The organism is Pauljensenia sp. 20925_1_25 (genome assembly GCF_041433955.1).
In the GTDB taxonomy this organism is placed as follows: Bacteria; Actinomycetota; Actinomycetes; order Actinomycetales; family Actinomycetaceae; genus Pauljensenia.
In genome coordinates, this window is the sequence record NZ_JAPWCL010000026.1 from 18,456 (window position 1) to 32,353 (window position 13,898).

A 13,898-nucleotide genomic window follows, 5' to 3' on the forward strand; every position below is an offset into this window, starting at 1 on the left:
CACGCTCCTCACTTCACGTAGGGGATGTTCTCGGCCGCGGGGGCGCGCGACTTACCGACGAAGCCAGCCACGGCGATGATCGTCACCACGTACGGGATCATCGAAATCAGGTTCGCGGGAATCGAAGGCTCAATGTTGGGCAGCATACGGGCCATCGCCTGCGCGAAGCCAAACATGACGGCTGCACTCATCGCCCCCACCGGATTCCACTTGCCCAGGATCATCGCCGCCAGGGCAATGTAGCCGTTGCCCGCGGAGATGTTGTCCGTGAACGCCAGACCCGATCCGATCGTGAAGAACGCACCACCCAGACCCGCGAACGCAGAACCCAGGATCGTGTTGGCAGTGCGCGTACGCCCCACGTTGATGCCGACCGTGTCGGCCGCGCGGGGGTGCTCACCGCACGCCCGCAGGCGCAGACCCCAGCGAGATCGGAACAGGAAGAACGACAGCGCGATGACGGCCGCGTACATGAGGTAGACGAGGATCGACTGATCGAACAGGACCGGCCCGATGACCGGGATCTCGACCAGGCCAGGGATCGGGAGGTCGGGCAGCGAGTAGCGGTTGGTGTTCAGGACATCCTGAGCGTCCTTCATGATCGTCCCGTACAAGAAGGTCGTCAGCCCCAGCGCCAGGACGTTCAGCACGACGCCGATGATAATCTGATCCACTCCGTACTTGACGGAGAAGAGCGCCAGCAGCGCCCCCAGCAGAGCGCCCGCGAGAGGCGCGGCCACAAGGCCCGCGTAAGCGGTCTGGAAGTAAGAGGCCGCCATGATACCCGCGAACGCTCCGACCAGCAGGTCACCCTCAATCGCGATATTGACAACGCCGACACGCTCAGAGATGACGCCCGACAGTGCACCGAAAATTAGTGGCGTCGAGATCGCCACCGTCGACACGAGCGTCGAGGTGAGCGTCACGGCACCCGCCGAATCCGAACCCGCGTACAGCAGGAAGCCCAGAATCGTAGACACGCCGACGACGCTCATCCCTACTGCCCGTGCCCACGACGGAACATCGATGCGTCGGACAGTCACAATCAACTCACATGCGGTCACCAGAATGGTCAACGCCACAAGCACCCACACGATGGGAGCACCAGACGTGACGATGTCGGGGATCGCGTACGACTGCGACTTATCGTTCAGTCGAATCGTCACATCACCGTGCGTCGAGACGCCGAACACCAACAGCAGGATGCTGGCAGCCACATACACGACTGGGAGCTTCCACGAGCGCTTGACCAGAACCTGCGCGTCCTTCTCAACTGTGCTCATTCGTCGTTCCCCTTTCCAGCAGCCGCCAGACGCTTCGCATCAGGCAGCCTGAACAGCCACCGCACCAGAGCCGGGGCAGCAATCAGCAACACGATCACCGACTGCAAAATCAAAATCATGTCAATTGGCACATTCTTTGCCTGCATCGCATAACCGCCCGCCTTAAACGCACCAAACAGCAGACCAGCACCGAACGTACCCCACGCCTTGTTGCGTCCCAGCAGAGCGACCGTAATCGCGTCAAAACCAATCGAACCGGCCACGTCACGCGAGGCGTACCCGAGAGTGCCCAAGGCCTCGTTCGCACCCGCCAACCCCAAGAAGGCACCCGAGAACAGCATCGTGACCGCCGTGATGCGCTCAACCGAGATGCCCGCCGTACGTGCCGCCGCAGGATTCGCACCCACGACACGAATCTGGAAACCGAGCGTCGAGCGCTCCATCAGCCACCAGAAAATCACCAACGCAATAAGCGCAACGATGATGCCACTGTGCAGCTTGATCGGCCCATCGAAGAACTTCGCGAAGGCAGCCGTGTCAGCCACGTTAGGCGTGACTGGCTGGTTCGAACCGGGCCGCTGCCACGACGGCTGCGACAGGACGTATCCCAGCCCCAGGACCGCAATCGAGTTGAGCATGATCGTGACGATGACTTCGTTAGCCCCCGTCTTTGCCTTCAAGACACCCGCGATGCCAGCGTACGCAGCACCCGCGATAATTGCCGCAGCCACAGCGACGAAGGTGTGAACAACCGGAGGAAGGTCCATCGAGAAGCCCACCCACACGGCCGCGAGTGCACCAACGATCATCTGGCCTTTACCACCGATGTTGAACAGTCCGGCACGGAAACCGAACGCGAGACCCAGACCCGAAATAATCAAGGGAATCCCAAAGAACACCGAGTCTGTCAGCGGCTTAATCGCGCGCATGAACGTCGACGCCTGCGGGTCCACGATGGCCCCGCGGAACATCGCGTAGTAGGCGTCTGTGACGGAAGCCCCCGTAGCGGCAATCAGGATCGCTCCGATCGCGAAGGCAATCAAGACTGAGAGCACCGACACGAACCCCTGCGAGCCAACAATCCTCGTAAACATGCCCAGGGAGGCAGTCTTCTTCTTACTCATTGCTCCTCCTGTCCTTCGCGAGCGTCAACCGCGCCACCGCGATGCGAGGTCGCCACGGCCTCGTCCTGAGGAACGCCAGCCATCATGAGACCCAAGACATCACGCTGCGTATCCGCAGGCACAATGCCGACGATACGACCGCGATACATGACGGCGATCCGGTCGGCCAGCGCCACAACCTCGTCGAGCTCCGACGAAATCAGCAGCACTGCGCACCCCTGGTCGCGCACCTCTACGATCCTGCGGTGAATAAATTCAATGGAACCGACATCGACGCCGCGCGTGGGCTGGTTGACGACCAGCAGCTTCAGCTCTCGTGACATTTCGCGCGCAACGACAACCTTCTGCTGATTACCACCCGACAGGGAGGAAATCGGATCATTGATCGACGTCAGGCGGATGTCGTATTCCTCCTGCTTCGCTCGCGCATTGCGGGCAACCGCTCCCAGCTTGCGCGACGGACCCCAGGCAAACTCGGGCGCATTAAACTGATCGAGGACCAAGTTGTCAGCAATGGAGAAAGAAGACACCATACCGTCTGTCATACGGTCTTCGGGAACGAACCCAACCCCAGAATTCAGGGACTTTCGAGGATTCGCGCGAGTAATATCCTTTCCCTCGAGGGTGATCGTACCGCTATCGGGAGTACGAAGGCCAAGGATCACCTCCGCGAGTTCGCTCTGACCGTTGCCCTGCACGCCGGCAACCGCGAGGATCTCACCGCGCTGAACCTTGCATGACACATGATCAAGTTCGGGCACGCCACCCGCGCCTAGCAGGGAGACATCATCCAAGACGAGGCCACCCCGGCGAAGCCGAGCCGGTTCCTTATCGACGCGCAAAAGAACCGGGCGCCCCACCATCTGCGAGGCCAGCGAAGCCTCAGAGTCCGTCGGGGAGGCCGTGCCGACGACCTTTCCACGACGGATCACCGTGATATCGTCAGCAACTGCACGCACCTCGCGCAGCTTGTGAGTAATGAAGACAATCGACGTCCCCGCATCGGCGAGCTGACGCATGATCTTCATCAGTTCATCCGTCTCTTGCGGTGTCAGCACGGCCGTCGGTTCGTCCAGAATCAGGACCTTCGCTTGACGCGACAGAGCCTTGACAATCTCAACGCGCTGCTGTGCACCGACCGGCAGATCCTCGATGAGCGCATCGGGATCCAGGTCGAAGCCGAAGCGCGCCGACACCTCGCGCACCGTCTGACGCGCGCGCTCACGGCTAATAATGCCCGCAGGACCAGTCGGCTCATAACCTAGTGCGATCGATTCCGCGACCGTGAACACCGGGATCAGCATGAAGTGCTGATGCACCATACCAATGCCCGCAGCAACAGCGTCACCCGGGCCTTTAAATGTCACGGGCTCACCATCGATGATGATCTGTCCCTCGTCAGGCTGGTGCATCCCGTACAGGACGTTCATCAGCGTGGACTTTCCCGCACCATTTTCACCAAGCAGGGCGTGAATGTGCCCTTCCTCGATCGTCAGATCGATCGAGTCGTTAGCAGTGAGGGGGCCAAACCTCTTCGTGATCCCCCGCAGCTCTAGTTTCATTCCTTCGACCTTCCCCAACACCGGTGGGCGATAGGCTCCCGACACCCGGGTGGGGCTGCGGACAACTCGCCGACAGCCCCACCGCTGGGAGATCACTTCGGGGCGTTCGGCGACTCAACCTTCAGCGTGCCAGCCTTGATGTCCTCGGTGAGCTTGTTCAGTTCAGACTTGAGTTCATCGGACACCTGAGCATCGAAATCGTGGAAGGGTGCCAGGGAGACGCCGCCGTTAGCCAGCGTACCCACGAACGGTTCCGGCGTGAACTTGCCATTCACCGAGTCCGTGATGGTCTGCTCGACAGCAGCACCGATCTCCTTCTTGACCGACGTCAGCACGATCGAGGAGTAGTCGGGGTTCGCCTCGTACCAGTCGGAGTCCACACCGACGATGCGCGTGTTACCGTCAGCCTTGGCAGCCGCCGCGGCACCCAGGCCCACGGGGCCGGCGACGGGCATGATGATGTCGGCGCCCTGCGAGATGAACTGCTGCGCCTGCTGCTTGCCCAGTGCCTGATCGTCGAAGTTCTGCGTGAACGAGCCGTTCTGAGATGCCTTGTCCCAGCCGAGCAACTGAACGGAGGTACCATGCGCGGCGTTGTAGGCATCAACGCCGTCAGCGAAGCCGTCCATAAAGACTGTCACCGCAGGGATCTGCATGCCACCGAAGGTGGCAACCTTACCCGTCTGCGACATGCCGGCCGCCGCGTAACCCGCAAGGTATGCAGCCTCAGCCGTGTTGAACAGCAGCGGACGCCCGTTCTTAAGGGTGACGGTCTCCTTGCCTTCGCTGAAGCTGGAGTCAATGAGGGCGTAATGCAGATCCGTGTTGTCATTGGCGGACTTGTGGATCGCCTGCTCGAGGTTGAAGCCGACGCCGATGATCAGGTTGCAGCCGTCGGAGACCATGGACTCAACGTTGGGCGCAAAGTCCGTGTCGGAGCTGGACTCGGCCGCGTTGATCTGAATACCCAGCTTGCTCTGGGCATCCTTCAGTCCGTTGTACGCTGACTCGTTGAAGGACTTGTCGTTCCAGCCGCCGGCGTCCGACACTGCGCACGCCTTGAAAGACGCGGCGTCCTGGGCCTTGCCAGAGCCGCCGGAGGTTCCACCTCCGCCACATCCAGCCAGCGCGAGCGCGACAATACCCGCCGATGCGGCGAGCCTCGTGAAATGCTTCATCTGTGTGATCCTTTGTTGAAGTGATTCTTCGTCGAACCGTGAGCTACACAAGCCCCGATTCGGTTCGCACAATCACCGTGCGAACATTTGCATAAATCGACTTTTACGTCTGATCTAAGTGTCCCGTGCTGCAACACCCATGTCAAGGTTTATTTGTTCTCGCTTTGGTAACGGTTAACTCGTTTTGATAACGATTAAGTTGCTTTAGCAACGATTAAGCCGGCGGCAAGCTTCCGTGCAGCGACACCAATCGCTGCGTTGAAAGCTTCGCCGCCGGCCAACCCGGCGAGAGATTACTTCGGGGCGTTCGGCGACTCGATCACGAGCCGTCCCTTCTTGATATCCTCCGTCAGCTTGTTCAGATCCTGCCGCAGCTCCTTGGGAACCTGGGTTTCGAAATCATGGAAGGGAGCAAGCGACACGCCACCATTAGCGAGCGTACCGATGTAGTGCTCCGAGGTGAACTTCCCCTTGACCGAATCCTGAATGGCCTGCTCGACAGCAGCACCGATCTCCTTCATGACCGAGGTCAGGATGATCGACGAATACTGGGGATTGGTCTCGTACCAATCCGAGTCGACGCCAACGATCAGCGTCTTGCCGTCAGCCTTCGCAGCGGCCGCAGCGCCCATTCCGACAGGACCGGCGACGGGCATGATGATGTCAGCACCCTGCGCAATGAACTGCTGCGCCTGCTGCAGCCCCAGCGACTGGTCATCGAAGGAATCCGTGAAGGCTCCTGTCTGGGTGTCCTTGTCCCAACCAAGCACCTGCACGGAGGTCCCCTTCGCCTCGTTGTAGGCTTTCACACCGTCCGCAAATCCGTCCATAAACACAGCCACGGCGGGGATCTGCGCACCACCGAAGGTCGCGACCTTACCGGTCTTTGACATAGCCGCCGAGGCGTAGCCCGCGAGGAAGGAAGCCTCGGACGCATTGAACAGCAGCGGACGCCCATTCTTAAGGACCGCCTCGTCGGTGCCGTCAGTAAAGGTCGTGTCGATCATGGCGTAGTTGCGATCAGGATGCTGCAGGGCAGACTGATGAACGGCCGGCTCCAGGTGGAAGCCAACGCCGATGATCAGCGTGCAATCGGCGGCCACCATCTTGTCAACGTTGCCGACGAAATCATCCTCTGTGTCGGACTCGGCGGTATCCACCGTGACCCCCAGATAGGACTTCGCCTCCATGAGGCCGTCGTAGGCGGACTCGTTAAAAGACTTGTCCTGCCAACCGCCGGTATCGGAGACAGCGCATGCCTTAAACGGAAGCTCAGCCTTGGCTTCACCAGACTGAGCGGCTTTTCCCCCTCCGGCACAGCCGGTCAATGCCAGGGTGACGGCGCCCACAGCGGCGGCAAATGTGGTGATATGCTTCATGACGATCTCTCTCTATTGACGTGAACTCTCTGACGACTCGATAGTGGCGTGGAAAACATGCCTCCTTGAGAATACAGGGAATTTATCAACAATGCGAACCGGCGGTTACACCGTATCCAAGTATCCTGCACGAGTGTCACTCACGTCAAAGCAAAACGCTTACCTGCTGGTAACGATTTGGGCACGACGTGCCAGGAGACCGGCGAGACCACACACAGCAAGCACACACACCACAGGCACCCCTTGCGTATCCGCACCTGTTCGCGCCAACACACCGCCTGACTTGGACGCGCCTGGATCCTTTTTCGAATCCTCCGGAACACTCACGACCGGCTTGCTCCCCTCGCCAGAATCGGCAGATGGAGACGGAGCTGCCACACCCGCACACGTCACCGGGATCGACAAACCGTCTGAGGCCTCGACGACCGTCGCGAAGTCGGTGGCGACCGTGACGGGCACGTTCACGACCTCACCGGCCGCCTTACCCTCGCAGGCACCCACGACCGTCACGTCCACGCTCGCCTGCCCCGCGCCGTCCGTCGTGATGACTGCGGCGCCGTCCGATGCATGGGCATCCACGAGGGAGTTATCCACGTCGGCAACGGCTTGCGCGCCACCCGCGCTCACGTGCACCTTCGTCGTGATCGAGGGTCCTTCGGAGAAGGACAGGCCGCGCAGCGGGATCGTCACGGTCGAGCCATCGGCGACCGGCTCGGCGGGCAGGGTCAGACCAATCGAAGACTTCGCCGCGCGCGGAGCCAGACCGCTCGCAGCATCGGCGGATCGATCCTTCGTGGGCGAATGGGCGGCCAGGTACTCGTTGAATGCGTCACGGTCCAGGTTACCGTTCGTCACGGTTGCTCCCCCGCGGGTGAGGGCATCGAAGGAATCTCCGCCGTCCAACAGGAAGTTCACGGACCCGACCGTGTAGGTCCCATCTGCCTTCAGCGGCTCACCGTTGATCGTCACCGACGTGATGCGTTGTCCGTCGGGCTTCGCCGGGTCGTAGGTGTAGCGCACGTTCGAGGACAGATTGAGCTTGAGCATCGGACGGGAGTTCTGCGAGTTCAGGTCGCTCTTCCACTGCTGTTCGAGCGCGTCCTTGAGGTCTGATCCCTTGAGGGTTACGTAGCCGAGTTCGTTGGAGAAGGGTTCAACCTCGTAGGTCTGCGCATAGGTGATGGTGCCATCCTCGTTCGGCACGAGGTCTTCGCGCAGGCCTCCCGCGTTGATCATGCCGACGTCGACGCTCTTTCCGTCCGGGGTGAGGATCGTCTCACGCAGGGAGTCGGCCACCAGGTCACCGAGTGAGGACTCGATACCGCGGTTCGAGCCCGGCTCGGTCAGCCCGTCGGGGGTCGTGAAAACGCCGCGCATGAAGGGTGTCGTGTAGCCGGTGGCGACGACGCGCTTGCCAGCTTCCTTCGAGTCAGCGTCGGCCTTATCAACGATTGCCTGGGTGTCGGGGTCCGCGCCGCACTGGGCAACCTCGGCGGCCGGGATGAGGATCGAGTCGGCACTCGTGACCTGGCGCGTCGCGGGATCAATCGTCAGGCGGATCAGACCGAGGTTATCCGTGTAGGAGCCGGACGCGATACCCGCCAGGCGCGGGTTCGCTGACTCGAAGGACTCCACCGAGTTCACGTGGTCGAACTCGTAGGGCACGTGCGTGTCCCCGCCCATGAGGCCATCGACGTCCTTGCCGACCTTCGTGTAGTTGTTCTTCACGTCGTCGTCGAGCATGGCGATGACAACGTCTGCCGTGCCGCTGCCCTTGAGAGATGCGGCCAGCGAGTTGATGCGCGCAATCGGGTCGCTAAAGGTCAGGCCCTCCGTCGTGCCGGGGCTCAGCTTGTAGGGGACGTCCTGCGCGATGGCCCCGATGAAGGCGACCTTCATGCCCGAGGGCGACGTCCACAGCTTGTAGTCCCCGAGGTAGGGGGTGCCGTCCCCGTAGGTGCCCATCCCCTCGATGTTGGCCCCCAGGTACGGGAAGGTCGCCTGCACGTACTCGCTCGGGTTGGAGCCGTCGACACGCTGCTTAAAGACGGCCTGCCCCATGTCCAGCTCGTGGTTGCCGATCGTGGAGGCCAGCGGGTTCAGGGTGTTGAGGGCCGCGATAGTCGGGTTGTCGTTGAGCGCGCCCGAAATATAGGGGGACGCTCCGATGTTGTCGCCCAGCAGCGTGAACGAGGAGTTCGGGTTGGTTTCCCGAGCCTTCTTCAGGTAGCAGTTCATCGCGGGCAGGCCGGCCTCGCGAACGACTCCCTTCTTGGTGACCTGCTGGATGTGTCCGTGGACGTCCGTCAGGTTGTAGAGGTCCAGGGTGATCGGCGGGGCCTCGTCCTGCGGTGCAGCTGCCGCCATGGTTGGCAACGACGCGAGGGTAAGCGCCGCCACCGAGGCGAGCGCGAGGCGTGTCCATGGTTTGCGCATGGTGTGTTCCTTTCTGAGCGACAACAATGCCGCGTCACGTGGTGAATGGGATGAGTGGGTGCTTAGGGGTGCCGGGAGCCGCGGCGCGCCGCGCTCCGCGCAGCAACGCCCGCGAGGGCAAGGAGAACGCCAGCCCAGACCGGGGCCGCCGCATCCACGCCCGTGCGGGCAAGGGAAGCGCGCGCGTTCGCCGGCGTCATGCGCCGTGAATTTCCAGCGCCCTTTCGCCCTCCTCGGGACGAGGCCGTGGCCGGGTATCCGGTGCCGCGCGGCGTCGGGGCACCGGCGCTCGGTGACGGCGTGGATCCCGGCGCTGACGAGGTGCTGGGCGACGGGTTGGCTCCCGACGACGGGTTGGCTCCCAGCAGGTTCAACCCGATGATCTCGGGGTTGTGATCGGAGGAGCGGTATGGGTTCTCGGACTCGACGGCCAGGTGGGCGTTCATGCCCGCGCGCGAGTATTCGAAAGCGATGGATTCCTGGGCGTTGACGGCCCAGCTGGTGACACCCGCCAAGAGAGGCTTCGCGGTGGCATTGGCAAACACGTGATCGAGGGAACCGGAGCGGCCCGAGTACACGTAGGACGCCTCACCCCCTCCGGACACGCGCTCCCACCCTGCACCCTCCAGGGCCGTAACAGGATCCTCCTGGGAGTAGGAGTTAAAGTCGCCGACGAGCAGGGTTGGTTTGTCAGCGAATTGAGCGGCGAAGGAAGCGAGCGCGGTGGCCTGGGCGACACGGATCGCGTTCGCGTTCCCCTGCCCGTCCCCACTATCGGTATTGCCCTCGCCCGCACCCTCGGGCACGGATCCCTTGGACTTGAAGTGGTTGGCGATCACCACGAAGGAGGGCGCAGCCGCCCTCTCGCCGCTCCTACGCGCGAACTCCTGGGCCAGGGGTTGGCGCGCGAGGCCCCTAAACGCCGGATCGTCATGGATCAGAGAGGGACCGACGGGGGTGACCGTCGCAGTTTTGTAGATGAACGCGACGCGGATGACGTCCTCGTCTGCGGGAACGGTCTTGGGCGAGGGCACGTACGCCCAGGTCCCAGCCCCCGCCGCCTTGTTGAGGGCCTCGACGAGGCGCGCCAGGGACGCGTCGCGGTCGGTTCCCACCCCCACAGCCACTGGGTTTTCGATCTCCTCCAGGGCGACCACGTCGGCCCCCAGAGCGTTGATCGCGGACACGATCTTGGCCTCCTGGTTCGCGAAGGCCTCGCGCGAGAACGCGCCGCGCACCTTGCACTTCTTAGCCGTCACGAAGGCCCCCGTGCGGTCGGGGTAACCCGCGCATCCGGCCTCGTCGACACCCAGGTCGGAGAAGTAGTTGAGGACGTTAAAGGTCGCCACACGCGTATCCCCGACGACCGAGGGCGCGCTCGGCCGCTGCCCGGTGATTGTCACGGGAGCGCGGTCGGGATGCCCAGCGACCAGAGAGGTCGGCTGAAAGGCCCAGGACCCATGCCTCGGCTCCAAGACGACGGGAGCGGAGAACGTCACGTGATACCCGACGCGGGCGGGTGCCCCGTTCGCCAGGTACGCGTAGGGCACCTCGGTCGCCGCGCCCTTCAGCAGGTTCGTGTTCGTCCCGTCGTCGAGGGTGATCACCCGCGCGGCGTTGGCCGCCTCAAAGTTGCGCGCGGCCTGCCCCGGCGCAACCACGTCGGTCGCGGCGCGCAGCGGCTCCATGCCCGGCGTGAGCGCCAGCGTCCCATACTGATTCGCCGCATAGTTGTCCGTGATCGTCCACGTTCCCTGCGGATCCAGCAGCATCGACTCGTATGCCTCCGCCTGCCCATCCACAGGGACACCGGTGACCGGAGTGGGAGCCACGGCCTCGCACCCGTCGACCTGCGTGAATCCGGTGGCAGCCAGCTGGGTCAGGCTCGACGGGTTGGACGTCGCGGTCGTCGCGGGGAACTCCCCAACCGTGCCACTCACGCGCACGCATGTCCCAACCGCAGGGATCTGACCGTCCTTCCCCACGTAGATGAAGAGGGCGTCCGAGCGCGCCCGCCCCTCATCCCACGCGCCGCCACTGCCCGGCGTCTGAATCGTGTACCCATCCAAGGTATCTGCCAGCCCAGACTCACCTGCCGGATACGCCGCAGTCACGACGCCAACCGTCGTCACGGTGGCACCCACCATCGCCGAGTCGTCCCCCTCCCCCACCGTCTGAATCTCCGGGATTGGGGTATCGACGGTCGCACCTTTTAGCGCGGCATCCTCAGCAGTTGCAACCGTGCGCCCAGCGGCACCTTCCGGGGTCGCGGCCGCGCTCGCGGACACGCCCCCAGTCGTCTCGACGTCGGCGGAGGGCTGAGAGCCACGACTCTCGGGGGCGCTCAGCTGCCCCTCCCCCGTCATCGACGAGGCCGACTGCCCCTGGGTGATTCCGCTCTCCTGGGCAGTGGGCGCGCCGGATGTTTCGGGGGCACGTTGTTCTCCCGACTGAGCAGGGTGTCCAACGCCCGACTGAGCAACCTGCGCGAGTTCCGCCCCGGCGTCAGTCGCCCAGGCGGCAGGAACAAGCCCCACCGTGGACAGAGTGAGTACGCCGAGTACAGCTAACGACCGAGTCCCGTGCGTCATCGGGATGTCCTCTCAACCTCGCCTCACCGTGAGGGACCCACAGGTCCCGAACCGCAGGCATCTTTACCAACGGCACCACGAGTTGCGACAAGTGTATGCGCATCCACGCACAAATGGAACCGCATGGGAGGATTCCCGTCCCCCGTGACGACATACGAGAAGTCGCGCAGGAGCGACGCGGTGCCCGACAATGGTGCCCCGGCCTCGTCCCCTGTCGATGAGCGACAGTCAGGACGCCGAATACGGCGAGACGACCACCTGGGCGCGCTGAAGATCCTTGACCTCGGCGTAACCGGTCGTGGACATGGCACGCTTGAGGGCACCCACGAAGTTCAGCGAGCCGTCCGCGCGCGTCGAGGGGCCGTAGAGGATCTGCTCGAGCGTGCCCGTCGTTCCCACGTGAACGCGCTGGCCGCGCGGCATGTCAGGGTGGGTCGCCTCGGAACCCCAGTGCCAGCCGCGCCCGGGAGCCTCCTCAGCGCGAGCGATAGCCGCGCCCAGCATAACCGCGTCCGCGCCACACGCGATAGCCCGCGCGAGGTCGCCGCTGCGGCCAATACCGCCGTCGGCGATGACGTGTACGTAACGGCCGCCGGACTCGTCCATGTAGTCGCGCCGGGCCGCGGCCACGTCCGCGATCGCGGTCGCCATCGGCGCGTGCACGCCCAGGGACTGACGCGTCGAGTGGGCCGCTCCCCCGCCGAAACCAACGAGGACGCCCGCCGCGCCCGTACGCATGAGGTGCAGGGCCGCCGTGTCCGTGCAGACGCCGCCGACGATGACGGGAACATCCAGCTCGTAGATGAAACGCTTGAGATTCAGAGGCTCACGGCGCGACGACACGTGTTCGGCGGACACCGTGGAGCCACGGATAATGAACAGGTCGACGCCTGCGTCCACGACCGCACGCCAATGCTGCTGGACGCGCTGGGGCGACAGCTTACCGGCGACGACCACCCCGGCCTCGCGCAGCTGCGTGAGACGCTCCGTGATGAGCGCCGGCTTAATCGGCTCCGAGTACACGCGCTGCAGGGTCGCAATCGATTCTTCCTCGCCGAGGTGCGCGATCTGGTCGAGGATCGGCTCGGGATCCTCGTACCGGGTCCACAGGCCATCCAGATCGAGGACTCCGATGCCACCGAGGCGACCGAACGCAATGGCTGTCTCCGGACTCATCACCGAGTCCATGGGGGCCGCCATGAGAGGCAAGTCCACGTGATAGGCGTCAATCTGCCAGCCGACGTTGACGTCCTCGGGGTCGCGCGTGCGCCGGGCGGGCACGAGCGCGATGTCGTCCAGTGTGTAGGCGCGCCGACCGCGCTTGCCGCGTCCGATTTCGACTTCGTGGCTCATAAACCGATTCTACTGCCTCCGGGACGCAGATGTGCCCGCCCTCTGCCACACTGGTGGAACCGGCGAGGACAGGAGCAAACATGAGCTGGATCGACGACCCGTGGATGGGTTTTGACACCGAAACGACGGGCGTACGCGCGCTCAAGGACCGCCTAGTGACGGCGGCCCTCGTCCTGCGTATCGACGGCGCTTCCTACCGCAGCGGGGTCAGCGCCCCCGACCAGGTGGCGACCTGGCTGACCGACCCGGGCATTGAGATCCCCGAGCAGGCCACCGCCGTCCACGGCATCACGACCGAGCAGGCGCGCCGCGACGGTCGCCCCATCGAGGAGGTCCTCCACGAGCTGGCGGGTTCCATCGTCGAGCATTGGCTGCGCGGCTACCCGGTCGTCGCTTTCAACGCGACCTACGACATCACGTTGGTGAACCAGGAGCTGCGCCGCCACCGCCTGGGGTCCTTTGAGGAGCGCCTGGAGGGCGCGCCGATGCTGGTCGTCGACCCGCTCGTTTTGGATCGCAAGCTTGACCGTTTCCGCAAGGGCAAGAAGACCCTGACGGAGATGGCCCCCGTCTACGGGGCAGTCGCTTCCCCCGACGCTCACACGGCTGAGGTCGACGTGGCCATGACGCTCGACGTGCTCGCGGGCATGGTGGACAAGTACCCGCAGCTGGCCTCCATGAGCGCCCTGGAGCTCATGGATTATCAGCTCCAGGCCCACCAGGATTGGGCGGAGGACTTTGAGAAGTACCTGCGCAAGCAGGGCCGCGACGCGTCCATCGACCGCGAGTGGCCCCAGATCACGCCGCGAGGCCGCGGGGGCGACAGGGAGTAAGGGCACGTCAAGCGGGGGTCGGTGAGTACCGGCCCCCGCTTCGTTGTGCCTGACGTGCCCTCCGCGCACAGGGCGCTGTCACGAGGCCGTGGCTGAGTTTCGGCGGAAGCCTCGGGCGGCGCATCGCAATGGGCCTGCAGGGCCTGGCTGGGCTTCGAG

General features: G+C 63.7%; 9 protein-coding genes. 1 reads left to right on the forward strand and 8 read right to left on the reverse strand.

What is annotated here, in order from left to right; genetic code table 11:
• Window positions 1–8: 8 nt before the first annotated feature.
• The 8 genes from O3932_RS09640 to O3932_RS09675 all read right to left on the reverse strand — a co-directional run bounded on the left by O3932_RS09640 (window position 9) and on the right by O3932_RS09675 (window position 12,906).
• The gene (locus tag O3932_RS09640; RefSeq protein ID WP_314567712.1) at window positions 9–1,283 is read right to left on the reverse strand and encodes an ABC transporter permease; all 1,275 of its coding nucleotides are present in this window, start codon (window positions 1,281–1,283) and stop codon (window positions 9–11) included.
• Window positions 1,280–2,407: an ABC transporter permease gene (locus O3932_RS09645; RefSeq protein ID WP_296505194.1), complete on the reverse strand. Its 1,128-nt coding sequence runs from the start codon at window positions 2,405–2,407 to the stop codon at window positions 1,280–1,282. Before O3932_RS09645 ends, O3932_RS09640 begins: the two co-directional genes overlap by 4 nt.
• Complete coding sequence (locus O3932_RS09650) at window positions 2,404–3,969, reverse strand: ABC transporter ATP-binding protein (RefSeq protein ID WP_009648664.1); 1,566 nt, start codon at window positions 3,967–3,969, stop codon at window positions 2,404–2,406. Before O3932_RS09650 ends, O3932_RS09645 begins: the two co-directional genes overlap by 4 nt.
• Before the next feature lie 92 nt (window positions 3,970–4,061).
• Window positions 4,062–5,147 carry a BMP family protein gene (locus O3932_RS09655; protein ID WP_299240405.1) on the reverse strand — a complete coding sequence of 362 codons (1,086 nt, stop codon included), beginning with the start codon at window positions 5,145–5,147 and terminating at the stop codon, window positions 4,062–4,064.
• A gap of 293 nt (window positions 5,148–5,440) precedes the next feature.
• On the reverse strand, window positions 5,441–6,526 hold the full coding sequence (locus O3932_RS09660) for a BMP family protein (RefSeq protein WP_009648661.1): 1,086 nt from the start codon (window positions 6,524–6,526) through the stop codon (window positions 5,441–5,443).
• A gap of 159 nt (window positions 6,527–6,685) precedes the next feature.
• Complete coding sequence (locus O3932_RS09665; RefSeq protein ID WP_371538061.1) at window positions 6,686–8,962, reverse strand: bifunctional UDP-sugar hydrolase/5'-nucleotidase; 2,277 nt, start codon at window positions 8,960–8,962, stop codon at window positions 6,686–6,688.
• A gap of 62 nt (window positions 8,963–9,024) precedes the next feature.
• Window positions 9,025–11,553: an ExeM/NucH family extracellular endonuclease gene (locus O3932_RS09670; protein ID WP_371538063.1), complete on the reverse strand. Its 2,529-nt coding sequence runs from the start codon at window positions 11,551–11,553 to the stop codon at window positions 9,025–9,027.
• A gap of 228 nt (window positions 11,554–11,781) precedes the next feature.
• Complete coding sequence (locus O3932_RS09675; protein ID WP_009648662.1) at window positions 11,782–12,906, reverse strand: GuaB3 family IMP dehydrogenase-related protein; 1,125 nt, start codon at window positions 12,904–12,906, stop codon at window positions 11,782–11,784.
• An 80-nt stretch (window positions 12,907–12,986) separates the two neighbouring features.
• Between O3932_RS09675 and O3932_RS09680 the strand changes: the two genes are divergently transcribed.
• The gene (locus tag O3932_RS09680) at window positions 12,987–13,739 is read left to right on the forward strand and encodes an exonuclease domain-containing protein (protein ID WP_371538065.1); all 753 of its coding nucleotides are present in this window, start codon (window positions 12,987–12,989) and stop codon (window positions 13,737–13,739) included.
• Window positions 13,740–13,898: the final 159 nt, after the last annotated feature.